The organism is Stappia taiwanensis (genome assembly GCF_014635285.1).
Classification (GTDB): domain Bacteria; phylum Pseudomonadota; class Alphaproteobacteria; order Rhizobiales; family Stappiaceae; genus Stappia; species Stappia taiwanensis.
In genome coordinates this window covers 272,860-294,430 of sequence record NZ_BMCR01000005.1, presented here as the reverse complement: position 1 = coordinate 294,430, position 21,571 = coordinate 272,860, and the positions used below count along the sequence as shown (strand labels likewise).

The following is a 21,571-nucleotide window of genomic DNA, read 5'->3' as shown; positions in this document are numbered from 1 at the left end:
GAAGGCCAATGGACGACGCATTCGAAATCCGTCGCGAGGAAGGCGAGAGCAAGGGGCGCTACGTGCTGCTCCTCGACGGCCATGAGGCCGAGATGACATACTCCCGCGCAGGCGCGACGACCATCATCATCGACCATACCGGCGTGCCGGACGCCCTGCGCGGCCGCGGCGCGGGCAAGGCGCTGGTCCAGCGCGGCGTGGAGGACGCCCGCGCCGAAGGGCGCAGGATCGTCCCGCTCTGCCCTTTCGCGAAGGCCGAGATCGCCCGTCACCCCGAGTGGAGGGACGTGCTGCAGGGCGGGTGACCCCCGTTCCAAGAACCAGACAAGAAAGGGAGGAGACGATGCCCAAGGCGCAGGTGATCCACGAGATGGGCCCGCCCGACGTGATGAAGTGGGAGGAGTGGCCGGTGCCCGACCCGCCCACGAGCATCGGCTTCGAGGGGGGCGGCGTCGCCGAGGACGTTGGCGAGGGCGTGACCTACTTCAGGCCCGGCGACCGCGTCGCCTACGGCCACGTCTCGGGCCCGCCGGATCCGGTGGACGTCATCAAGGATCTGGGCCGGCATGGCTCGCTGTTCATCACGCGGCCCGCGATCATGCACTGCCTCGCCAAGCGCTCAGACCTCGAATGGACCGCGCGCGACCTGTTCAAGGCGATCAGCGACGGCATCCTCGACGTCAACATCAACTACGAATATCCGCTCAAGGACGCGGTGAAGGCGCATGAGGGCATCGAGCCTGGCAAGACGCTCGGCGCGACGGTGCTGATCCCGTGAGCCTCGCGGGCGTCAAGGCGCTGACCTTCGACACCGGCGGCACGGTGCTCGACTGGCATTCCGGCTTCCGCGACGCCTTCGCGGAAGCTGGACGCCGGCACGGGATCGACAGCGACTGGGCGGCGCTGGCAAACGATCTGCGCCGCCGCTCGATGCAGGCGATGCTGAACCTCGGCGAGAACGGGCCGCCGGGCCACAACTTCGACGAGGCGCATCGCTTCTGTCTCGACACGCTGCTGGCCGACGAGGGGCTGGAGGGGGTCGACGAGACGGACCGCCGGGCCATCGCCTGGGACGCGCCGCATTCCTTCGAGGCCTGGCCGGACGTCCGCGAGGGCCTCGCGGCGCTGCGCGGGCACTTCATTGTCGTGTCCTTCACTCTCCTGTCCTATCGGCTGGTGATCGACACGTCGCGCCGCAATGGGCTGACCTGGGACGCGGTGCTCTCATGCGAGGGGCTTGGCGTCTGCAAGCTGCTGCCCGAAGCCTACCGCCGCGCCGCGCGGCGGCTGCAGCTGGCGCCGGAAGAGTGCCTGATGGTGGCTTGCCACCCCTACGATCTCGACGCGGCGCGCGGCGTGGGCTTCCGCACCGCGCTGGTGCGCCGACCGCGCGAGTGGGGCCCGGAACCAGTCGACCGGCCACATGTGCCCGAGCCTGGCACCTATGATATTGAAGTCGACAACATCATTGACCTTGCCAAGGTGCTTGCAGATTAGCCGCGCGAGGCCGAGGCTCAACCTGAGCAGCCCGTATATAGGCTTGTCTGTCCCAGCATCTCCGCGCACTCGCTCAGCATCTCGGCGATACCCCACGCATACGGCGCCGTGAGACAGGAAGTGCGTGACAATTGCTCAGCATTGCTGAATATAGATTCATGCCCGGCAGTACAATTCAGTCGATAGAACGCGCCACGGCGATCCTCGAGGTCATCGCCCGACAGGGGGGCAGCGCCCAGCTCGCCGTGATATCCGACATCACCGGCTTGAAAAAGACCACGGTGCACAACATCGTGCGCACGCTTGCGGACCTCGGTTACCTGCACCGTCGCCCGGGCGATAGCGCCTACTACCTCGGAGCGCGGATCCTGAACCTTGCACGGATCGCGGGCGACGACGACCGCTTGCGGGCATCCCTGCGGCCCGCGCTGACCCGGATCACCGAAGCCACGGGATTTGCTTCCTTTCTCGCGGTCCCCAGCGGGGACCAGACGCTCTACCTCGATGCGTTCGACCCGGACGGCGACGGTGCCAATTCCTTGGTGGGCCGACGCGAGCCGCTTGAGGGAACGGCCGTGGGTCTCGTCTTCCTCGCATTCATGCCCGCGCTCGAAACACGCGTGCGGCTGCGTCGTGACCTGTCGAACGATGGCGTGACCGACGCGCGCCTGTCGGAGGTCCGCCGCCTCGGCTTCGCGCTCGACCTCGAATACTTCATCCGGGGCCTTCATTGCGTCTCGGTCCCGGTCAGGGAGCAGGGCGAGGTGCGCGCCGCGCTCGCCATCGCCGGCACCAAAACCGAACTTACCGAAGCCCGGATGCGCGATGCGGCATGGAAAATGTTGAAAATCTCGGTCGAGGTTCAGCAATACTGAATATCTTGCGCTCTCGCATGGGCGCCCCTTTCCAAAGCGGCTGTCACGTCCGAAGTGGACCGGCAGAGATGGGCACGACGCCCTACAGGACAAGGAGAGGATCCCATGCAACAGAACATCATCCGCACCGTCATCGATACCGCCCGCGCCAGGGCAGCCAAGGCCGGCTTTGCCGTCAACATCGCTGTCGTTGATGCCAGCGCCCAACTTGCCGGGTTCGAGCGCATGGAGGGCGCGGTTCTCGGCGCCATCGACGTGTCGCAGAAGAAGGCCCGCACCGCCGCGTTGTTCCAGACCGACAGCATCGCGCTCGGCGCAGAGGCTCGCCCCTCGGGTGCGATCTACACGATCGAGAACAGCAATGGCGGGCTGATCAGCTTCGGTGGCGGGGTCGTACTTCGTGACGCGGAAGGCGCCTTCCTTGGCGCAGTCGGCGTGGCCGGTGCCACAGTCGAGGACGATGAAGACATCGCGCAAGCCGCCGCCGCGGTTCTCCGGTAGGAGGAGGTTATCATGCCCATCGCAGTCCTTGCCCTGGCCATCGCGGCCTTCGCGATCGGCACGACCGAGTTCGTCATCGTCGGCCTCATCCCCGAGATTGCCGGCGAGCTCGACGTGAGCGTGCCTTCGGCTGGCCTTCTGGTCAGCATGTACGCGCTGGCGATCACGCTCGGCGCACCCACGATCACTGCCCTGACCCAGCGCCTGCCCCGCAAGGCGCTGGCGCTCGGCCTCATGACGCTCTTCACCGCAGGCAATCTCGCGGCGGCGCTGGCGCCGAGTTTCGGCACCCTTCTGGCCGGCCGCATGGTGACCGGTGTCGCCCACGGCGTGTTCTTCTCGATCGGCGCGGCAATCGCCACCTCTCTGGTCGACCGTTCGCGGGCCTCCCGTGCGGTGTCGCTGATGTTCGCGGGTCTCACCGTGGCCATGGTCGTCGGCGTGCCGCTCGGCTCCTTCATCGGCCAGACCTTTGGTTGGCGCGCGCCCTTCCTGCTTGTCGGTGCGCTTGGGGTTCTCAGCTTTGCTAGTCTCGCTCTGTTCCTGCCGGGCAACCTGCGCATTGGCGAGGCGCTGCCGCTCAAGCGTCAGTTCGCACTTGTCGCCACCCCGCGGCTCCTGTCGCTTTATCTCATCACGGTCTTCGGCTTCGGCGGCTCCTTCGTCGTCTTCACCTACCTCACGCCGCTCTTGACCGACGTGACCGGCATCGCGCCCGCATCGGTGAGCCTGGCACTGATGCTCTTCGGTCTGGCGACCGTGGTGGGTAACCTTGCGGGCGGCGCGGCCTCCGACCGGCTTGGCGCGACGACTGCGCTGGGCATCGTACTGATCGGCCTTGTGGCATCGCTCGCCATGCTGCTGGTGACGCAGGGCAGCGTCTGGGCGATTTCGGTCAACCTCGCCGTCTGGGGGGGCTTTGCCTTCGCCATCTCGCCGATCGTGCAATCGGCCGTGGTCGAAACGGCCGAGGCGGGGAGCCCCGGTGCAGGGGCCGTCGCCTCGGGCTTCAACATCGCGGCCTTCAACCTCGGGATCTCCGGCGCGTCGGCGGTGGGCGGTGCGATCGTGGCCGGCCCGGGCGTCGGGATGACCCCGGTAGTCGCGGCCCTTTCAGGCATGATCGCCCTCGGCCTCGTGTCACTGACCGCGGCGAAAGCGCAGGAAAACCGCGCCTGACGCGCAATCATGCACTGCCCGGCCCTGTCGCCGGGCAGTGCATCATCACAATTGCAGAGCGCCAAAGTTGTTGCCGATTTCCGCCTTCAAGCGCACCGCTTTCACTGGCCGACCGCCTTTGCCTGGTTGACCCGTCGGGACAGCTCTGCGCGACTTTCGACCCGTTCGGAGTATCGATCAACCAGATGATCCTTGATATCTCGGGTCAACAGGGTGAACTTCACCAACTCTTCCATCACGTCGACGATGCGATTGTAATATGGTGATGGCCTCATCCGACCGCATTCGTCGAACTCGTCCCATGCCTTGGCGACCGAGGACTGGTTGGGGATAGTCAGCAGCCGCATCCAGCGGCCGAGGATGCGCAGCTGGTTGACCGTGTTGAATGATTGCGACCCGCCGCAGACCTGCATCACCGCCAGGGTTTTTCCCTGCGTCGGGCGCACGCCGCCGAGCGACAAGGGAATCCAGTCGATCTGCGATTTCATGATCCCGGTCATGGCGCCATGGCGTTCCGGCGAGCACCAAACCATGCCTTCACACCACGTCACGAGATTTCGCAGCTCGGCCACCTTGGGATGCTCGGCCGGCGCGCCATCGGGTTGCGGTAGATTGCGCGGATCGAATAGCTTCACCTCGGCGCCGAGCCTTTCGAGAATCCGCGCGGCCTCCTCAGCGGCAAAGCGGGAGTAGCTGCGTTCGCGCAACGACCCGTAGAGGATCAGGATACGCGGTGCGTGGCTGCTGCGGATCGCGGGGAAAAGTTGCGTCTCGTCGATGTTGAGAAGACTGGCGTCGTGAAGTTGGGGCGTGTCGCTCATGGGCGGTCTCCGTTCTCGTTGATGACCATCTGGCCGTCTTCCTTGTAGAGCGGCCCCGCTGGCAACTGGTCGAGCAAGTCGAGCACGGCCTCGGACGGACGGCACAGGCGCACGCCTTTCGGACTGCAGACGATGGGGCGGTTCACCAGGATCGGGTGGTCGAGCATAGCGTCCAGTAGGGCGTCGTCCGAGATGCGTTCATCCAGAAGGCCCAGTTCGGCGGCGGGTGACTTCGTGGTGCGCAGCGCCTCGCGCGGGGTGATGTCCGCGGCGGCGAAGAGCGCGAGCAACTGCGGGCGCGTCCAGCCCTCCGTCAGGTACTCAACGACCACCGGCTCAACCCCGGATTTCCGGATGAAGGCCAGCACGTTGCGCGAGGTGCCGCAATCGGGGTTGTGGTGAATGACGATCATGGCTCAGGCTCCGGGAAAGCGGGCACGGGTACGGTTGGCGAAGGCCACCAGCGACAGCATGACCGGCACTTCGACCAGCACGCCGACCACGGTAGCAAGCGCCGCGCCCGAGTTCAGACCAAAAAGGCTGATGGCCACGGCGACGGCCAGCTCGAAAAAATTTGAGGTGCCGATCATGGCGCAGGGCGCGGCGATCCGGTGGGGCACGCGCAGGGCAAAGGCGGCTCCGTAGGCGATTGCGAAAATGCCGTAGCTCTGGATCAGGATCGGCACGGCGATGAGAAGGATGACGCCCGGACGGCTGAGGATCGTATCGCCTTGCAGACCGAAGAGGATGGCAACCGTGGCGATGAGGCCCAGCATCGACAGAGGCTTGATCCGAGCGGTAAAGGCGTCGATGGCCTCCGACGATCGCAACAGTCTGCGGGTGATCAGCCCGGCGATCAGCGGAAGCACAACGTAGAGCACGGTCGCCAGCGCCAGCGTGTCCCAGGGCACCACGATCTCGGTGACGCCCAGGAGCAGCGCCACGATGGGGGCAAAGGCCACGACCATGATCAGGTCATTCACCGAGACCTGCACCAGCGTATAGGTGGCATCGCCCCGCGTCAGCTGGCTCCAGACGAAGACCATGGCGGTACAGGGAGCCGCGCCCAGAAGGATAAGGCCCGCAATATATTGGGCCGCGTCCTCGGGTGCGATCCAGGGCGCGAAGATGTGGTCGAAGAACAGCACCGCGAGAAAGGCCATGGTGAAAGGCTTGATCAGCCAGTTCACCACCAGCGTGACCAGCAGCCCCTTGGGCTGGCGCGCCACGCCAGCCACGGCGCCGAAGTCGACACTGACCATCATCGGGTAGACCATGGCCCAGATCAGGACGGCGACCACGAGGTTGATCGAGGCAAACTCTGTCACGGCAACGGCATCAACCAGACCAGGGGCCACGGTCCCGATACCAATCCCGGCCACCATGGCCAGCGCCACCCAGAGGGTCAACAAACGTTCAAAGGTGCCCATGGGGGCAGCAGCGGAGGTATAGTCCATGAATGACTCCGATGGGTGGCAGGTCATAAGTCCGTCATTTCGCGAATTGGCGAATTGATACCTCTGTTGAGCGCTTTCGCCCGCCTTGTCAACCTCCTTTATTTCGCGTAATTACGAAATATGAACCAACCCGATGCCATCGACGCATTCAGCGCACTTGCCCACGACACCCGGCTGGCCATCTTCCGCCTGCTCGTGCAGCGGGGCCCCGCCGGCACACCCGCCATGGAGGTCGGGCGCCTTCTTGATTTGAAGCCGTCCACCTTGTCGGGTCATCTCGCCACGCTGAAACGGGCAGGGCTGGTGACCGCCGAGCGTCAGCACCGCGAAATTCTCTACGCGCCCAGCTTCGACGCGGTGAACGGGTTGGTGCGATTTCTGTTGCAGGATTGCTGTGGCGGCGACAAGTCCGCCTGCGCCGGGGTTGTCCCGCCGGACGTGTAAGGTCGGCCCTCTCGCCGTAGTCGGTTTCAAGGCCAGCTTCCGATGGGAAAGCAGATATTGCCCTTCCGGCCTAGAACGACAGTTTCGTCCCGCGTCTCGTCTATCCAACCTGATTGCACCGAAAAATCAGTTTGAGCTCCGCCGATTTCCGGGGGGCGAAGGACCTTAAACGGGAAGTTCTCCGCGCTGCCGAAGGTTTCGCGCCGCAAGAGAGAGGGTTTTCTGCGGCAGCAACAAATGCAAGCGCAAAAGGCGGCTTTGTCCGCAACTCGTTCATTTGGGCCTGTCGCAGCGAATACCGCATTGACGAACGTTCGATCTCTGTTCCATTTCGTCGAAAGCGGCCGGTTCAGTTGCGACCAGAGGCGAACCGGGCCTTTTGCGGTCGAGGCAGCCTGTTGTGGAACTGGGCTGGCCCGTACACTGCGGCGCCGAATACCTGAGCTTCCTCCTTCGCGAGACCGACGCCGATGATGATGGCTTCTCCCGTGTTTTTTGTGTTGGCACCGTAAGCCCGGCACATAACGATGCCGTCAAGTGGAAGCGGCTTCCACTCCATTTCCGCTCGCGATGACCGGCAAACGAGGGCGCATACTGCTGCCGCGGGCGCGGTCGGACTATCCGCCAGACGCGACCAGGGTCTCGGCACCAATGGCAGTTTCGCGCATTGCGTTTCGCTCTGACGGGGCATGGAGGAAGGTGGCGATGAACAGGCCGGCACCGAGAACAAGCACGCAGGATGCGCCTGCAAGGCGCGCGCCGTGTTCGAAACGCAGGCGTCTGCGATCGTCGGATGCGAACCGCCGCTCCGCCCAGCCGCGGCCCCAGATTGCGGCGATACCGATCCCAGCCATGGCGACCGCCATGCCGGCGGAGATCGCGACCACCATGACGATGGCTGGCCAGATCAGATCGTTCGCCAGCCCGAAGAGCATCACGATGAGCGCCCCGGTGCAGGGCACGACCCCGACGGCGGCCGCGATCCAGCCACCGCTGCGACCATCCCCATACGCCCTGCAGGCGGAGCAGGTTCCCTGGCCGTCGCCGGCGTGGTCGTGGACATGCGTGTCCGCCGCCCCCGTCGTTGGCCGCCAGATCGCGCGCACGGCCTGCCAGAGCATGACGGCGCCGATGGCGACGATCAGGGCGTAGCTAAAAAGACGGATCATGCGGTAGTCGGATGGTGCAGCGCCGGTTGCCTGGCGCACGGCAAGGTCGAGCAGGAACACCACGACGATGGCGGACAGAACGTGGAACACCGCGATGCGCGTGCCCATGGTGAGACCACGTCGAAGGCTCCCACCGGTGCCAGCGAAGTACGAGATCACCACCGCCTTGCCATGGCCCGGCCCCAGTGTGTGCAGCGCGCCATAGCCGAAGGCCAAAAGAACCGCGAGCACGGTCGCTTTTGCCGCCCCCTCCCGGCCGATCTCGGCCATACCGGACGTGAATAGACTGTTGACCCAGATCTGGGCTCTCGCCAGCGCCGGTATGTCGGACGCGGATGCGGCCACTATGTCGCCCGGCTGGCCGGCTATTGCGGCACTGTCCAACCCGTAGGAGGCGGGAATCTGCCGGCTGCCGTCGATCAGGAAAAGCGTGTGCTGCGCTGGCTCATGGCGCAGGGTCCCTGCCAGCCGGACCGCCTGGAACCGTCGCTCCAGCACCAGCCCCTCAGGATAGGAGACATGCACGATCTGGTTGGGGGGTGGCGGCGGCGTATGGATGCATGCGCCGACCCAGGGAACGAGCAGGAACTCGACGACGCGCTCGCCCTCCCAGGCCAGCGGCAGAACATATCCGTCGATGAGGATCGGGCTTTCGAGGAATGTCGATGTGACGCCGGTCGCCTCTTCGCGACGCCGTTCCATCACGACCAGTCGCTGTTCGAGAAGATAATCCGCGTCCAGTCCGACGGCGTCGAGCCTGACGCGGGCCGCCTGCGCCGCGTCCTTCAGCGCCGGCGCGGCGGCTCCTGCGCCGGCGGCCTCGTTTGCGCGCAGCACGTCGCGCAGGTCCCGCTTCTGTTCGAGCGTCATATCGAGAAATGGATCGTCGTAGGGCTCCACGGCGGGAGCGAGCGCATCCCACGCTGCGAGCCTCGGGGCCGCTTCGGCCACGGCCGTGGGGGAGAGCGATTGAGCCAGGATGAAAGTGAGAACTGCAAGACCGTGCAGCAGGCGAAGAGACCGGACCACGGGCGTCACCCTACAGTTCGCTTTTGTAGATGGTGCCACCCTTCATGATCAGGTCGATGACCGTCTCATGGTCTTCGAGGATTGTGATGTCCTCGAGCGGATTGCCGTCGATGAGCAGCAGGTCGGCATGGGCGCCTTCGATGATCCGGCCGACAATGCCGGGATAGGGGCTGCGGTCGCCGGAGAGCTGCAACAGCTCGCCCGAATTCGCCGTGGCCTGCGTGAGGATCTCGGCTGGCGTGAACCAGTCGAGCCGGGCGGCAAACTCCTTGTTCTGTTCCGCACAGGCCTCGGGGTTCACGACGACGTCGGTGCCGAACACGGTCTTGATCCCGTATTCCTTCGCGAGACGGAACATGCTGTCCAGACCGGCTTCGACCATTTGCCCTTTCGCAAGCCGGACAGGGCCAAGATCGGGCGAGAAGGTGCGGTAGACGAGCACCTGCGGGCTGAGCCACACGTCGTTCTCGGCCATCATCTGGGCAATTTCCTCGTCGATGAGGTTGCCGTGCTCGATGCACTTCACGCCGGCCTCGATGGCCTGCCGGATGCCGTCCGTCGTGTAGACATGGGCGGTGACGTAGGTGCCGAAACCTTCGGCCACCTCGACGGCGGCCTCGATCTCGTCGCGGACGAACTGCCGTCCGTCGATCGGGTCGAACTCGGTGCCGACACCGCCGGCGAGGTGCATCTTGATCTGGCTGGCTCCGCGCTTGAGGTTTTCGCGGGTGGCCGTGAGAACGTCGTCCACGCCATTGGCGATGCGGCTGTAGCCGAGACGTTCAAGATTGTTCTGCGGACCGCCAAATTCGCGGGGGTTCATGTAGCGGGGATTGGCGTCGCCATGCCCGCCGAATTGCGACAGCGTGCGCAAGGACGGCCAGACGCGCGGTCCGGCGATCTGACCGCGGTCGGCCGCGAGCTTGGCACCCCAGGACGCGCCCCCCACGTCCCTCACGCTGGTGAAACCGCGCATGAGAACCCGTTCCGCCTCCTGCGACGCGAGGATGCCGATATAGTCGAGATCGGGCGCATAGGCGCCCTGCTGGTCGCTGATCGGGACCGAGCACAGGCTGAGATGATAATGCATGTCGATGAACCCGGGACTCATCACGCGGCCCTCGGCGTCGATGATCGTCGCGCCCTCGGGGGCGTCGAGCCCTGCACCGATTTCGGCGATAAGGCCGTCCTGCACCAGCACGTCCTGCCCTTCGATCAGATCCGGCCCGATCCCGTCGAAGATGCGCGCACCCGTGATTAGGGTGCCGGGGTCGGTCGCCTCCTGCGCGCAGACCGGGGCGCTGACAGCCAGTGCAAGAATGGTCGCAAGGAAATTCTTTCTCATCGTCATGGCCTCGTCTGCGCGTTTATGTGCGTTCGAGCGGGCAAAGCCGCCCGACGTGTACTCAATTCGCGTTCAGTCTCGAGCGTACGGTCACCCTCAATCCCGGGCGCAGGGAGCGCTCCGGATTCGGAAACGCGCGCCAGACGGTGATCTTCTGCGTCTGTTCCTCGAAGGTGCATCCACCCGAGACCAGCTTGCCCTCGTGCGGGTATTCGGTCCCATCCGGCAACACGAGCGAGAGCACGATCCCCTCGATCAGGGCTTCGTCCGAGGCGAACGTGGCCTGGCGCGCATACACGTCGTAGGGCACCTTGCCGACAACGTGGATTGGATCGAGCTGCGTGATGATGGCCATGGTGATGTCGCCGTCTCCGGCATCCTGCCATCCGTTCTCGCGCACCAGCGGCGTGCTCATGACGCCGGAAAACGGGGCCCTCTGCGTCATCTGCATGACGCCGAGTTCGGCAAGACCTACATTTGCTTCGGCCTGCGCCACGTTGGCTGCTGCGATCTCGCGCAGGGCCACCGTCTTTTCGAGATCGACGGCCGAGACCACGTCGCGGTCCGCGAGGATCTTTGCCCGCTTCACATTCGCTATGGCTTCCAGCAACTGCGCGCGCGCGGCATCGAACTGCGCCTGAGCAAGATGCAATCGATATTCCGCAGGCGGCTTGGCGAACTCGAAGAGCGGATCGCCTTCCTCCACCATCTGGCCGGGCTGGAACGTGATGGTCCTCAACCAGGCGCTGACGATCGGGGTGATCTCGACCTCGCGCGCAGGAACGACAGTGCCCTTGAACTCGGCCAGGTCGAGGCTCTCTTCCTGCGCCGCGACATCTGTTGCGTACGTCGTCGCGAAGAGAGCCATGGCGACGAAAAGCCAGGCCGGTGGGCAAAGGTATTGGCAAACGGAGGTACGCGAAGGCCGTGTGTCACAGACGAGTCTCATGGCGATCCGTCCTTCCGAAAGAGCCCGAGCGCCGCGATCAGGTTCAGGATCGTTCCGAAGGCGTTGATGCCCACGGCGATCACGAAGGCAGTGACGCTCGCATAGCTTTCCAGTCCGTTTTCGGCGTAGCGGAGAACGTTCGCGATCACGCCACCGCCGCCGAAGAACACGAGCGCCGGGATCATGGCGAGGCGATACCAGCCGAGGCGCCCGGCACGGGGCAGGAACAGGCTGGCGGCGTAGAGGACGAAGAGACCTATGGATGCCGGGATATTGGCCGCACTGAGCGGCGCGCCCACAATCGCCGCCCGCGCCGCGCTCGCGATGAGGAAACCCACGGCGAGTGCGGCGAAGACCCATTGCAGGCGCACGAGCACCCGCAGATGGAGCGGCCACGACATCCGATGCGCCCGCGTCACTGCCGGCCGCGCGATTCACTTGCCGATCTCGTTCTTGTAGATCACGCCGTCCTTCATGATCAGGTCGAAATTCGTGTGCGGATCGGCGACGAGATCGATGTCCTCCAGAGGATTTCCGTCAACGAGGATCAAGTCGGCATAGGCGCCGGGTTTGATGACCCCGAGGGCACCGTCCTGGTAGGGATGGCGCGGCCCTGCCAATTCCAGAAGCTCGGCATTCTCGGATGTCGCCATTTTCAGCACTTCATAGGGCGTGAACCAGCGTTTGAGCTTGGCCAAGAACGCGCCTTGCCTTTCAGCCAGGGCCGGATCAAATAAAATGTCCGTACCAAAGGCGATTTTCACGCCGACTTTCTTGGCGAGCGGATAAATCGTATCTGTTCCGTTGGTGACCTCAATCCATTTCTGCTGGCTACCGGGGTCGTCAAAAGAAAAGCCGTCTTCATCGTCGAGCAACGGCTGTATGGAGAGCCAGGTGCCCTTTTCCTTCATGAGCTGAAGCGTTTCTTCCGTGAGCAGGAATCCGTGCTCGATCGTCTTCACCCCGGCCTCGACGGCAATGCGTGCGGCATCGTCGGTGAAGATATGAGAAGCTACGTAGGTGTTGTATGTGTCTGCCACCTCAACGAAAGCCTCTACCTCTTCCCTGGTGAATTGGCGGACATCCAGCGGGTCGTAAACGGAAGAAACGCCACCCCCGCCGGATATTTTGATCTGGCTGGCTCCCATGCGCATCACCTCGCGGGCGCGTTTGGTCACTTCCGGAACACCATCGGCCATGGACATCAGCCCGACGGCGTACCAATACCACTGGGAATCAGCCGGGTTTGTCGGCACGGACTGGTAGGGGCGATAATCAAAGTGACCACCCGTCTGCCCGATGGGAGGTCCGGACGGCAGGATGCGTGGGCCGATGAGTTCCCCTTTATCGATCATTTTTTTGGTCGCGAAAGGATTCCCGCCGACGTCGCGCACCGTTGTGAAGCCGCGCATTAATGTACTTTCCGACCCAAGCGCGCCCCGTATGGCGACTTCCAGAATGTCGCCAGTGACGACGGTCGACTGGGCCGCACAGCAATAGGACGTATGCCAGTGAACGTCGATCAGGCCCGGAATTATCGTGCGGCCTCCGCCATCGATTACCGTTGCGCCTTCAGCCGATATTGGGTCGGAGGAGACCGACTTGATGAGGTTCCCCTCGATCAGAACGCTTGCGTTTTCGATCAGGTCGGCGTTTTCTCCGTCAAACACCTGTACATTGTTGATCAGGGTCTGGGATACTTCCTGCGCAAGGGCCGTGGTCGTGCTGAAGATCAGGGCAGCCGCGAAGAGATTTTTACCTAAAGTCATATTCACTCCGGAAACCGCAATTAGCTCGAAATTTGAGCCTTCATCCGAGTAATTTTCGTAACGATAATTCTAAATTCTGGTTCTGATTAAAGTCAATCAATGGATCTGAAACCATTCCGATGCGTGATGCCACGTCGGAAAATATGTCGGTCTTTTAACGAGATCTCGCGGATTTTTCTGGCGCCCAGGCAGTTCGTGCCTCTAAAAATGTGAAGCCTTTTAGATGAATAGGCACGCAGATGTGGTGCCGTTGGTTTTTGATTATTCTGTCAGCGCATGCCGTTGAAGAAATCTATCAATTAGCCTTCGGGCTCGGACTGAACATGATCGAATTCATCGGCCCGGAGAGGACATTGGATCAGTCTCAACCAATGTCCTCTTCCGGTTATGAAATAGTGGGCAAGTTCAGCCTTCCGCTTTGACGAGCGGGGGCCAGCTCCACTGGAATGCCTAGGGGCCGGGGCCTAGGCTTCAGACTTATAACCAGTAGCAGACTGTTGCCGCGAGGCAGATGGCCGACAGAAAGTTGTTGGCGTTGCGATCCTCCGAAACTCCTTGAGCCTGCCGAACATCCGTTCGATGACGTTTCGCCCCTTGTAAAGGTATGGCGAGAAACAGTTTTTCCATTTCCCTGTTTCCCGCAGTGGGATGTTTGGCAGAGAACCTCGCGCCTCTATGGTCCTGCGGATACGGTCACTGTCATAGCCCTTGTCGCCATGCAGTACTCCTGTTGCCGGAACCAGTGGCAAGAGAGCCTCTGCTCCGGTGAAGTCGGAGATATTGGCACCGGTGAGATGACAGGCGATTGGCCGGCCTTTGTTGTCGCTCAGGGCGTGGATTGTCGTTCCCGGACCACCACGAGTTCGGCCCAGGGCATGGGTTGAGCCCCTTGCCACTATGGGCAACCCGATGCGCCCGAACAGCCGTGCTGTCGCCACCAGCGACCTCTTCCAACACTACGGTCGCCCCAGACACCCTTCTCGGACCAGCGCACGAAGCGGTTGCAAAGGGCGGCTGGGGCCATAGACGCCTGGCGCATCGACCCAACGACCGCCAGACGTCAAGACATGAACGATGCCGCTGATCACCCGCCGGTCATCGACACGGGCCTTGCCCCGCGTATTGGCCGGCAACAACGGTCGCAACCTCAAAAACGGCTCTTCGCTGAGCCAGAAATACCCATCAGACCGTCAGCAAACTCCTGTTCAGGAGTTGGAATCAGAAATCAAATGACTTGCATAGGTACTATTTGGGTCTGAAGCTTGGAAGCAGGAGCGCGCCACGCCCGTTTAAGCCTCAAAGCCACGCGCTCATTTGGTTTATAAATTTAAAGTGGTATATTATAAGTTTATGACTATTTTTGGTTGTTATAGTCAAGCCGTCCCGGCAGGCCAGCGGTGCGTACCGGTCCGACCTGCGCGGGGATCAGCGTGGGTCGTGGGAGTGGACCTCCAGCGCCTCCAGAAAACGGGAGACCATGTTGTAGGCGCCGATGGTTGCCGTCAGTTCCACCAGGGCGCGATCGTCGAACGCGGCGCGGACTTCCGCGAACACATCCGCCGGAACCTGAACCTGCCGCGTCATGGCTTCGGCATAGGCGAGGGCCACGCGTTGTTCGGCGGTAAACAGCGGGCTGTCCTGCCAATTGGCAAGAGCGTCGATTTGCGCCTGACTTGCCCCTTCCGCTAGGGCGATGGGGATGTGTTGATCCGCCTCGTAGGGGGCCTTGTTGAACTGTGCGATACGCACGATCAGCAGCTCGCGCAAACAGCCGTCCAGTCCGCTTTTCTGCCGGATCGCGGTCAGAAAGGCGAGCCACCCTTCGGCGACGGGAGGGCTGTGAATCAGCATCTGGTAAAGATGTAAAAGGCTGCCGCGCTCGGCGACAATGCGCTCCACCAGAGCGCGGGCTTCGGGCGCTTCCGGGTCGCCATAGGGGATACGGGCCATCAGGGTTTCCTCGGGGACTTGTCGGGGGATGAGGGCAGCCTTACCGGGTCGCGGCGGTCAGTCCGCCGTCCACCAGAAGCTCGGTGCCGGTGACATAGCGGCTTTCGTCCGCGGCGAGGAAAAGCGCCGCGTGGGCAACATCCCAGGCGCTGCCCATGCGTCCCATGGGCACCTGCTGGTTCCGCGTGGCGACAAAGGCGTCATACTGTCCGGCGGCATATTTGTCGGCGAGCTGGGTTACCAGAGGCGTATGCATCAGCCCGGGCACCACGCAGTTCAGGCGTATGCCCTTGGAGGCATAGAGAACCGCCGTGGTCTTGGTCATCTGCATCAGCCCGGCCTTGCTTGCCGCGTAGGCAACCTGCGGCTTGCCGATATAGCGCAAACCCGCGACAGAGGAGACGTTGACGATGGAGCCGCTGCCCTGCTTCTCCATCACCGGCAGGGCTGACTTGCAGGTCAGGTAGGCGCTCTTCAGGTTGACGTCCAGTTGGGCGTCCCAGGTCTCTTCATCCATGGTGGCGGGCTCGCCGGGCTCCGAGCGGCCGACATTGTTGACCAGAACGTCGATCCGGCCGAACCGCGCCAGGCAGGACTCGATCAGTGCGGCGGTTTCCCCGGCGCGGGTCACATCGCAGGTGCCCACGTGCATGGTGCCGTTTTCCTCGGCAACAATACGGGCCGTTTCGGCGGCCGCGTCCGCATTGAGGTCCACGCCGTAGACCTGCGCGCCCTGCCGGGCAAACAGAACGGAGATGGCCTTGCCATTGCCCCAGCCCGGGCCGCTCGACCCACAGCCGGTAACCAGGGCGACCTTGCCGTCGAGGCGGAAAGGGGAGGTGGCGATGTCGGTTTCGGATTTGTCCATGTGTCGTTCCTCGTCTCACGGCTCTTCCGTGAGAGATTGCGCATATGTGCGCGGGGTCGGCGGGAAGGGTGAGGGGGCAGGTGGAGAGGGCGCCTGTTCAGGCGTCGGGCAACTCCAGGTCCAGCACGGCGGCGCCGATGCATTTGCCGTGGGCATCCAGCGCCAGCGACTGGGTGACGCCGCCGGCCAGCGCATCGTGCAGAACGAAGTTCAGGGCCCCCAGAGCGGGGAGCTCGTACCGCTCGATCTCGCCGATGGACAGGCCGGGAAAGCAGGCGCGGATCCGCTCTGCGCTGACGTGCCGGGCCAGATGCGGATAGTCCGCCAGCTTGTAGGCAATGACCGAGATGTTGGAGGTGTTCCCCTTATCGCCGGTGCGGCTGTGGGCAAGTTCGCGCAGGCGCATCTAGGCCTCCATCATGTGAATTCGAGGCGAAACAAGCTGCTCCGGAATGAGGGTGGACACGACGCCGATGACACGGCGTGTCGAGCGCCACGCTCCTCCGCCACCGGAGGGGCCATTGAGATAAAGAGCCTCGACCTCCCGGCCGATGCGTTCGGCATCCGCCCGGCTGTCCGTGCGGGCCGCGAAGCGCATGCGCACCTCGCGCGGGGCGGGCGTGTCAGGCTCCGGGCCGAGAATGGCATTGACGCCAATCAGTTCGCCGCGCGTTTCCCGGCAGGGAACGCCAAGCAGGCGCAGGCGTTCGGCGACGATATCGGCGGCAAGCTGTCCGCGCTCTCGGGCTCCTGGGCCGGCGTAGGAAATCTGCCCCTCGCCAATCCATCCCTCCTGAATGCCAAGGGAGACCTTCAGCAGTCCGGTGCGCGGGTGGCCGGAGCCGCCGGCAAGGCGAATGCGGTCGGGCCCATCCTCCATCATGGTCACGCCGGAAAAGTCGGCCACCACATCCGGCTGAAGGTAGCGGGCGGGGTCGTGCACCTCATAGAGCAGTTGTTCGGTGCAGGTCGCGCGTGTCACCTCGCCGCCGGTGTCCGGCAGCTTGGTGACGACGAGTGTGCCGTCCTCGTCGATTTCGCCGATGGGCATGCCCACGCGGGCCAGATGAGGCGGGTCCTTGTACCCGGGATCGGCAAAATAGCCGCCGGTGACCTGAGCGCCGCATTCCAGCAGATGCCCGGCAACGATGCCCCGGCCAAGGCGCGGCCAATCGTCCAGTTGCCAGCCAAAGGCGTGAAGCGCCGGCCCCAGAAACAGGGCCGGATCCGACGCGCGCCCGACGATGACGATATCGGCTCCTTGCGCCAGGGCCTCGGCAATGGGAGCGGCGCCCATGTAGGCGTTCGCGGAAACCAGCTTGTCCCGCACACTGGCCACCGGCGCGCCCGTTTCCTCTATGAGGAAGTCGCCGTTGCAGACGGCGTCAAACACATCATCGCCGGTGATGGCTGCAATCCTGAGGCCGGAGATGCCGCAGGACCGGGCCACGCGGGCCGTGGCTTTGGCCGCCGCCAGGGGATTGGCGGCGCCCATGTTGGTGACGATCTTTACCTCGTTCCGTTTGCAGGCCGGCAACACCGCCTGCATGCGCGCTTCCAGCAAGGGCTCGTAGCCGTGGTCCGGATTGTCGAGCCGGGTGAGCTGGGCCAGCGCAATGGTGCGTTCGCCAAGGCACTCGAAGACCAGGTAGTCCAGTTGGCCGCGTTCCGCGAGATCAACGGCGGGGTCGATCCGGTCACCGGAATAGCCGGCGCCCGTGCCTATACGAATGCTCTTCATGGCCGACGCTCCAGTGCCTGCTCGGCGGTTTCCTTCGGGGCCGGTTGCTTGCGCAGGAATGCCCAGGCAAGGATGGCAATGGCGATCAGCGGTGTGAGGGTGAAGGGCAGAACCGCCAGCACGATCACCGCGAGATAGATCACGCCATCCAGCACGCGCTTCCCGAACAGGGGCATGCCGCTCAGCAGGGCCGGGATGGCCAGCACAAGAGCGCCGCCGGTCAGAACGGCATCCAGCACCGCCAGTGTTCCCCCGTTTCCGGTCATGCCCGGATAGATGAGAAACAGGAACGGAACCAGATAGACCACGGCGGCAAGCCGGACGGCCTCAAGGGCGGCCGGAAGCCAGTTGGTCTGTGCAATGCCGGCGCCGACGAACACCGCGATGCAGACAGGCGGCGTTACCACCGAAAGGGTGGCGAAGTAGAACACGAACATCTGCGCGGAGAGCGCATCCACCCCCACGGTCGTCATGGCCGGCGCCAGGACGGCTGCCACCAGCACATAAGCGGCGGTGGTGGGTAGCCCCATGCCCATGATGAGACAGACCAGCGCCACGATGATGGCGATGATGCCGACATTGTCTCCGGCAAGCTGCACGATGAGCGAGGAGATCACGACGCCCACGCCCGTGAGGTTGATCATCGACACGAGGATCTGGGCGCCGGTCAGCAGCACGCCGATGATGACGAGGCCGCGTCCGGCATCGGCAAGCCCGGCGACCACATGGCTGGCCATCTCGCGCGGCGAGGTGCGGCCGATATTGGTGGCCACATAGGCCAGCAATAGCCCGAGAACGCCCCAGAAGGCGGCGGTGGTGACAGAGCGGCCCGTCAGAATGGCCAGCAGAAGTGCACCAAGGGCCGCCACCACGGGAAGCGCGCGACGCGGGGCAAAGATGGCGCTCCAGGCCGGCAAATCCTCTTCCGGTGCAGCCCGGAGGCCGCGTCGCAGCGAGACGATATGCACGGTGATGAAGACGGACAGGTAGAAGAGCAGGGCGGGAATGACCGCAGCGGCCATGACCGTGAAGTAAGAGACCCCGAGAATCTCGGCCATCACGAAGGCGGCCGCGCCCATGATGGGGGGAGCGAGCTGCCCGCCGGTGGAGGCAACGGCTTCCACCGCGGCGGCGAAGGGCGCGGGGTAGCCAAGGCGGCGCATCATGGGAATGGTGAAATTGCCCGTGGTTGCGACATTGGCCACGGCGCTTCCGGAGATCATGCCGAACAGGCCGGAGGCGATGGTCGCGACCTTGGCCGCGCCGCCGGGGCTGCGCCCGCCAAGACGCATGGCCAGATCCATGAAGGCCTGACCGCCGCCAGTGTGCAGCAGAAGGGCGCCAAACAGCACGAAGGCCGCGATCACCGTGGCCGCCACGCCCGTAAGCATTCCCCAGATGCCAAGGTCGCCGAGGAAGAGGGTTTCGGTGACGAAGGCGACATCGAAGCCGCGATGCTCGAACGGGGCCGGCAGCAGGTGGCCGAACAGGGCATAGGCCAGTCCCATCGCCACCATGGCGGGAAAGACGATGCCCACGGCGCGTCGGCTAAGCTCCAGAACGGACAGGGTCAGCCCGGCGGTAAGGGCCATGTCGAGCGAACTGGCCCAGGGAAGTTCGGTCATGATGCGATCGTAATGCATCACGACATAGGTGCAGGCGGCCAGTGTGGCGGCGGCCAGTGCCAGATCGAGCACCAGCCCCAGCGGACGCCAGCGGGTGCCGGCGCCAAGGGGGTAAAGGGTGAGTCCGAGGCAGGTGACCAGCGCGAGAAAGATCGCGCGCTGGATCAGGCTTTCAAAGGGCCCCGCGCCCGCGGTCCAGAATACGAACACGCCAACGAGGACCGCGAGCGCGGCTGAGAGCTTCTTGAACATTGGCGGTTCCCGTCATTTCTTGGGCTGAAGCTTCTCGGGAAGTTCGATGCCGTTTTCGCTGAACCAGCGCGCGGCGCCGGGGTGCAGCGAAACCGTGCCGTAGGTGGTGGTCAGCTCGGCGAGGTTCTCGCCCTTCAGGGAGGCCAGGGCGGCGACCTGGACGGTCTTGTCGGCCATCGCGGCCTTCACGATCTGATAGGCGGTTTCTTCGTTCAGGTTGGGGCTGGCGGCCACGGCCAGACCAAAGCTCCAGGTCGAATATTCGGGAATATCCTGATCGGGGTTGGCCGGCACCTTCACCACGGAAATGTCCGGCATTTCCTGCTCCAGCTTGCTCGCCTGATCGTCGGTGAGGGAGAGCACGTTGATCGGGGTCATGGTGGAGATGTCGAGCGACGAGCTGTCGAGTTTTTTGCCCGCGCCGGATTTGACATAGCCGGTCACCCGGTTGTCCTTGACCATGTTGACGACGTCAGTGGTCGAGCCGCGCACATAGTCGGGCTGGATGCCGAGGGTCTTGAGGACCGCTTCGGCGGTGGCTTCGGTGGCGGACCCCTTCAGACCCGGGTTGAAGCGGCGTCCGTTCAGCTTGTCCATCGTGTCGATGCCGCTGTCCTTGCGCACGACAACGTTCTGCGGCGCCGGAGCATAGACCCACAGAAGCTGAATGTCGGTCGGGCGGCCCTTGAAGCCCTGCGTGCCGCTCACCGCATGTTGGACCACATTGGTGGTGACAAGGCCGAAGTCGATCTGATTGCGCTCCATGCGGCGGATGTTGTCGAGCGTTGCGCCCGTTTCCACCACCGAGGCTTCGACGCCCTCAATCTGGTCGTTGATGATTTTTGCCAGAGCGACAAAGTATCCGTACTGGCTGGACGACGCGGACGTCGAGCCAATCAGGAGCTTCTCATTGGCGTGAGCTGCTGGAGCGGCTAGCAAAATGGCGCCAGCCGCGAACAATGCGCGGATATTCATCCCGTATTCCTCCCTAGGGTGAAGCGTAAGCTTCGGTCGCGGTTTCGTGACCTTCGTTTCCTTCCTGCGGGCCGATGTTTCCCGGCCCGGAGAAACTGTTGCACAAGGCGGCTGGTGTTTTAATTGAAAAGAAGTCATTTTTCATTGCATGAAACGCATCAATCCAGACCTTAAAGACCTGCGCCTGTTCGTGACCCTGGCCGAAGCTGGAGGGTTTCGGGCCGCGAGCGAGATTGTCGGCCTCAGCAGCCCCGCCCTCAGCCGCCAGATTGCCCAGCTCGAAGGGCGCCTGAAGACGCGGCTGTTTGACAGGGACACGCGCAACGTCGAACTCACGCCGTCCGGCCGGGAACTGCTTGGACTGGCCCGCCGGGTTCTCAATGAAGCGGCGAAGGCGCGGGACGAGTTCGATACGTTTCTTGCCGCGCGCCGGGGCAGCATTTCACTTGCCTGTCTGCCGTCCGTGACGGCCGGGCTCATGCCGCCGATTCTGTCCCGCTTCGTTGTCGACCGGCCCGATATCGATGTCCGCTTTCTGGATGCGGTGTGGGATGGCGGCGCCAGCGCGGTGCTCGACGGGCGGGCGGACCTTGGCTTGACCACGAATACGGCGGATGGCTCCGGTCGCCTGACCTTTCGCAAGCTGATCGAAGATCCGGTCTATGCCGTTGCCGCACCGGGAGGGCCGCTGGATGAACCCCGCGCCTTTCTGTGGGAAGAAATCCTGGCCATGCCGTTTGTGACCATGGCGCCGGGCACGACGGTGCGCGATCACATCGGCGCGGCCGTGACCCAGATCGGGGCGGTGTTTCGCCCGCGCTTTGAGGTGTCGCATCTGGCGTCCGTGGGGGCGCTGGTGCGGCAGGGGCTGGGGGTGACGGCCTTGCCACGGCTGACCTTGCCGGTGATTGGCGGATCGTCTCTGGTGGTGCGTCCCCTCAAGGCGCCGACCATCGTGCGGCAGATCGGCCTTCTGCATCTGCCAGGGCGAAGCCTGTCGCCCGCGGCGCAGGCGCTAACGGATGTGATCGTGGAGTATTGCAGTCAGTACACGCAGGAGGACCTTCTGGAGCTGCCGGATCCGGCATAAAGACGGCAGGGAGCTTCCTGTCCACGCCGCCTCCT

At 63.8% G+C, this 21,571-nt stretch carries 23 protein-coding genes and 1 pseudogene; 9 read left to right on the top strand and 15 right to left on the bottom strand.

Annotated features, from left to right (window positions below; translation table 11 throughout):
* Window positions 1-8 precede the first annotated feature (8 nt).
* The 6 genes from IEV83_RS14025 (at window position 9) to IEV83_RS14000 (ending at window position 4,052) form a co-directional block, all read left to right on the top strand.
* A complete protein-coding gene (locus IEV83_RS14025; protein ID WP_181761785.1) occupies window positions 9-305 on the top strand; it encodes a GNAT family N-acetyltransferase in 297 nt (98 codons plus the stop codon).
* 38 nt (window positions 306-343) lie between these two features.
* On the top strand, window positions 344-778 hold the full coding sequence (locus tag IEV83_RS14020; protein WP_181761786.1) for an alcohol dehydrogenase catalytic domain-containing protein: 435 nt from the start codon (window positions 344-346) through the stop codon (window positions 776-778).
* On the top strand, window positions 775-1,497 hold the full coding sequence (locus IEV83_RS14015; RefSeq protein ID WP_181761787.1) for an HAD family hydrolase: 723 nt from the start codon (window positions 775-777) through the stop codon (window positions 1,495-1,497). The genes IEV83_RS14020 and IEV83_RS14015 overlap by 4 nt, the downstream gene beginning before the upstream one ends.
* Window positions 1,498-1,655: 158 nt before the next feature.
* Window positions 1,656-2,372 carry an IclR family transcriptional regulator gene (locus tag IEV83_RS14010; protein WP_181761788.1) on the top strand — a complete coding sequence of 239 codons (717 nt, stop codon included), beginning with the start codon at window positions 1,656-1,658 and terminating at the stop codon, window positions 2,370-2,372.
* A gap of 105 nt (window positions 2,373-2,477) precedes the next feature.
* Window positions 2,478-2,873 carry a GlcG/HbpS family heme-binding protein gene (locus tag IEV83_RS14005; RefSeq protein ID WP_181761789.1) on the top strand — a complete coding sequence of 132 codons (396 nt, stop codon included), beginning with the start codon at window positions 2,478-2,480 and terminating at the stop codon, window positions 2,871-2,873.
* Between the two features lie 12 nt (window positions 2,874-2,885).
* Complete coding sequence (locus IEV83_RS14000; RefSeq protein ID WP_181761790.1) at window positions 2,886-4,052, top strand: MFS transporter; 1,167 nt, start codon at window positions 2,886-2,888, stop codon at window positions 4,050-4,052.
* A 101-nt stretch (window positions 4,053-4,153) separates the two neighbouring features.
* Here the strand turns inward: IEV83_RS14000 and arsH are convergent, their stop codons facing one another.
* Genes arsH through arsB form a run of 3 tightly spaced genes read right to left on the bottom strand, consistent with a single transcriptional unit; the run spans window position 4,154 to window position 6,330 of the window.
* Window positions 4,154-4,873, bottom strand: coding sequence for an arsenical resistance protein ArsH (gene arsH / locus IEV83_RS13995; protein ID WP_181761791.1), 720 nt, complete (start codon window positions 4,871-4,873; stop codon window positions 4,154-4,156).
* Window positions 4,870-5,286, bottom strand: coding sequence for an arsenate reductase (glutaredoxin) (arsC, locus tag IEV83_RS13990; protein WP_181761792.1), 417 nt, complete (start codon window positions 5,284-5,286; stop codon window positions 4,870-4,872). The genes arsH and arsC overlap by 4 nt, the downstream gene beginning before the upstream one ends.
* Window positions 5,287-5,289: 3 nt before the next feature.
* Window positions 5,290-6,330 carry an ACR3 family arsenite efflux transporter gene (gene arsB / locus IEV83_RS13985; RefSeq protein WP_181761793.1) on the bottom strand — a complete coding sequence of 347 codons (1,041 nt, stop codon included), beginning with the start codon at window positions 6,328-6,330 and terminating at the stop codon, window positions 5,290-5,292.
* Between the two features lie 120 nt (window positions 6,331-6,450).
* Here arsB and IEV83_RS13980 point away from each other — a divergent pair, with 120 nt between their 5' ends.
* Window positions 6,451-6,774 carry an ArsR/SmtB family transcription factor gene (locus IEV83_RS13980; RefSeq protein ID WP_181761794.1) on the top strand — a complete coding sequence of 108 codons (324 nt, stop codon included), beginning with the start codon at window positions 6,451-6,453 and terminating at the stop codon, window positions 6,772-6,774.
* A 617-nt stretch (window positions 6,775-7,391) separates the two neighbouring features.
* On the opposite strand, the gene IEV83_RS13975 is transcribed toward IEV83_RS13980, so the two are convergent.
* From IEV83_RS13975 to IEV83_RS13950, 6 genes and pseudogenes are all read right to left on the bottom strand, one after another.
* The gene (locus IEV83_RS13975; protein ID WP_181761795.1) at window positions 7,392-8,972 is read right to left on the bottom strand and encodes a HoxN/HupN/NixA family nickel/cobalt transporter; all 1,581 of its coding nucleotides are present in this window, start codon (window positions 8,970-8,972) and stop codon (window positions 7,392-7,394) included.
* A 10-nt stretch (window positions 8,973-8,982) separates the two neighbouring features.
* Entirely contained in the window at window positions 8,983-10,323 is a 1,341-nt protein-coding gene (locus IEV83_RS13970) for a metal-dependent hydrolase family protein (RefSeq protein ID WP_181761796.1), read from the bottom strand.
* A 55-nt stretch (window positions 10,324-10,378) separates the two neighbouring features.
* A complete protein-coding gene (locus tag IEV83_RS13965; protein WP_181761797.1) occupies window positions 10,379-11,185 on the bottom strand; it encodes an efflux RND transporter periplasmic adaptor subunit in 807 nt (268 codons plus the stop codon).
* A gap of 77 nt (window positions 11,186-11,262) precedes the next feature.
* Complete coding sequence (locus IEV83_RS13960; protein ID WP_181761798.1) at window positions 11,263-11,667, bottom strand: hypothetical protein; 405 nt, start codon at window positions 11,665-11,667, stop codon at window positions 11,263-11,265.
* A gap of 33 nt (window positions 11,668-11,700) precedes the next feature.
* Window positions 11,701-13,035, bottom strand: coding sequence for a metal-dependent hydrolase family protein (locus IEV83_RS13955; RefSeq protein ID WP_181761799.1), 1,335 nt, complete (start codon window positions 13,033-13,035; stop codon window positions 11,701-11,703).
* Between the two features lie 477 nt (window positions 13,036-13,512).
* Window positions 13,513-14,186: pseudogene (locus IEV83_RS13950) on the bottom strand (IS5 family transposase).
* Between IEV83_RS13950 and IEV83_RS13945 the strand changes: the two are divergent.
* On the top strand, window positions 14,110-14,268 hold the full coding sequence (locus tag IEV83_RS13945) for a hypothetical protein (RefSeq protein WP_181761855.1): 159 nt from the start codon (window positions 14,110-14,112) through the stop codon (window positions 14,266-14,268). The pseudogene IEV83_RS13950 and the gene IEV83_RS13945 overlap by 77 nt on opposite strands.
* A gap of 192 nt (window positions 14,269-14,460) precedes the next feature.
* Here the strand turns inward: IEV83_RS13945 and IEV83_RS13940 are convergent, their stop codons facing one another.
* The 6 genes from IEV83_RS13940 to IEV83_RS13915 form a co-directional block, all read right to left on the bottom strand.
* Window positions 14,461-14,985, bottom strand: a complete 525-nt coding sequence (locus IEV83_RS13940) for a carboxymuconolactone decarboxylase family protein (protein WP_181761800.1) — start codon at window positions 14,983-14,985, stop codon at window positions 14,461-14,463.
* Between the two features lie 40 nt (window positions 14,986-15,025).
* Entirely contained in the window at window positions 15,026-15,853 is an 828-nt protein-coding gene (locus IEV83_RS13935) for an SDR family NAD(P)-dependent oxidoreductase (protein WP_181761801.1), read from the bottom strand.
* A 97-nt stretch (window positions 15,854-15,950) separates the two neighbouring features.
* Window positions 15,951-16,259: an AtuA-related protein gene (locus IEV83_RS13930; RefSeq protein ID WP_181761802.1), complete on the bottom strand. Its 309-nt coding sequence runs from the start codon at window positions 16,257-16,259 to the stop codon at window positions 15,951-15,953.
* A complete protein-coding gene (locus IEV83_RS13925) occupies window positions 16,260-17,594 on the bottom strand; it encodes an acyclic terpene utilization AtuA family protein (protein ID WP_181761803.1) in 1,335 nt (444 codons plus the stop codon).
* Window positions 17,591-19,471 carry a TRAP transporter permease gene (locus IEV83_RS13920; protein ID WP_181761804.1) on the bottom strand — a complete coding sequence of 627 codons (1,881 nt, stop codon included), beginning with the start codon at window positions 19,469-19,471 and terminating at the stop codon, window positions 17,591-17,593. The genes IEV83_RS13925 and IEV83_RS13920 overlap by 4 nt, the downstream gene beginning before the upstream one ends.
* A 12-nt stretch (window positions 19,472-19,483) precedes the next feature.
* Window positions 19,484-20,584: a TAXI family TRAP transporter solute-binding subunit gene (locus tag IEV83_RS13915; protein WP_209003163.1), complete on the bottom strand. Its 1,101-nt coding sequence runs from the start codon at window positions 20,582-20,584 to the stop codon at window positions 19,484-19,486.
* 10 nt (window positions 20,585-20,594) lie between these two features.
* On the opposite strand from IEV83_RS13915, the gene IEV83_RS13910 reads away from it, so the two are divergent.
* Window positions 20,595-21,536, top strand: a complete 942-nt coding sequence (locus IEV83_RS13910) for a LysR family transcriptional regulator (protein WP_181761805.1) — start codon at window positions 20,595-20,597, stop codon at window positions 21,534-21,536.
* Window positions 21,537-21,571 lie beyond the last annotated feature (35 nt).

Excerpts from the sequence above, each read along its gene's own strand:
- IEV83_RS14025 (WP_181761785.1), top strand. The coding sequence starts at position 9 with ATGGACGACGCATTCGAAATCCGTCGCGAGGAAGGCGAGAGCAAGGGG.
- IEV83_RS14020 (WP_181761786.1), top strand. The coding sequence starts at position 344 with ATGCCCAAGGCGCAGGTGATCCACGAGATGGGCCCGCCCGACGTGATG.
- IEV83_RS14010 (WP_181761788.1), top strand. The coding sequence starts at position 1,656 with ATGCCCGGCAGTACAATTCAGTCGATAGAACGCGCCACGGCGATCCTC.
- IEV83_RS14005 (WP_181761789.1), top strand. The coding sequence starts at position 2,478 with ATGCAACAGAACATCATCCGCACCGTCATCGATACCGCCCGCGCCAGG.
- IEV83_RS14000 (WP_181761790.1), top strand. The coding sequence starts at position 2,886 with ATGCCCATCGCAGTCCTTGCCCTGGCCATCGCGGCCTTCGCGATCGGC.
- arsH (WP_181761791.1), bottom strand. The coding sequence starts at position 4,873 with ATGAGCGACACGCCCCAACTTCACGACGCCAGTCTTCTCAACATCGAC.
- arsC (WP_181761792.1), bottom strand. The coding sequence starts at position 5,286 with ATGATCGTCATTCACCACAACCCCGATTGCGGCACCTCGCGCAACGTG.
- arsB (WP_181761793.1), bottom strand. The coding sequence starts at position 6,330 with ATGGACTATACCTCCGCTGCTGCCCCCATGGGCACCTTTGAACGTTTG.
- IEV83_RS13980 (WP_181761794.1), top strand. The coding sequence starts at position 6,451 with ATGAACCAACCCGATGCCATCGACGCATTCAGCGCACTTGCCCACGAC.
- IEV83_RS13970 (WP_181761796.1), bottom strand. The coding sequence starts at position 10,323 with ATGACGATGAGAAAGAATTTCCTTGCGACCATTCTTGCACTGGCTGTC.
- IEV83_RS13965 (WP_181761797.1), bottom strand. The coding sequence starts at position 11,185 with ATGGCTCTCTTCGCGACGACGTACGCAACAGATGTCGCGGCGCAGGAA.
- IEV83_RS13960 (WP_181761798.1), bottom strand. The coding sequence starts at position 11,667 with ATGTCGTGGCCGCTCCATCTGCGGGTGCTCGTGCGCCTGCAATGGGTC.
- IEV83_RS13955 (WP_181761799.1), bottom strand. The coding sequence starts at position 13,035 with ATGACTTTAGGTAAAAATCTCTTCGCGGCTGCCCTGATCTTCAGCACG.
- IEV83_RS13945 (WP_181761855.1), top strand. The coding sequence starts at position 14,110 with ATGCCGCTGATCACCCGCCGGTCATCGACACGGGCCTTGCCCCGCGTA.
- IEV83_RS13940 (WP_181761800.1), bottom strand. The coding sequence starts at position 14,985 with ATGGCCCGTATCCCCTATGGCGACCCGGAAGCGCCCGAAGCCCGCGCT.
- IEV83_RS13935 (WP_181761801.1), bottom strand. The coding sequence starts at position 15,853 with ATGGACAAATCCGAAACCGACATCGCCACCTCCCCTTTCCGCCTCGAC.
- IEV83_RS13930 (WP_181761802.1), bottom strand. The coding sequence starts at position 16,259 with ATGCGCCTGCGCGAACTTGCCCACAGCCGCACCGGCGATAAGGGGAAC.
- IEV83_RS13925 (WP_181761803.1), bottom strand. The coding sequence starts at position 17,594 with ATGAAGAGCATTCGTATAGGCACGGGCGCCGGCTATTCCGGTGACCGG.
- IEV83_RS13920 (WP_181761804.1), bottom strand. The coding sequence starts at position 19,471 with ATGTTCAAGAAGCTCTCAGCCGCGCTCGCGGTCCTCGTTGGCGTGTTC.
- IEV83_RS13915 (WP_209003163.1), bottom strand. The coding sequence starts at position 20,584 with ATGACTTCTTTTCAATTAAAACACCAGCCGCCTTGTGCAACAGTTTCT.
- IEV83_RS13910 (WP_181761805.1), top strand. The coding sequence starts at position 20,595 with ATGAAACGCATCAATCCAGACCTTAAAGACCTGCGCCTGTTCGTGACC.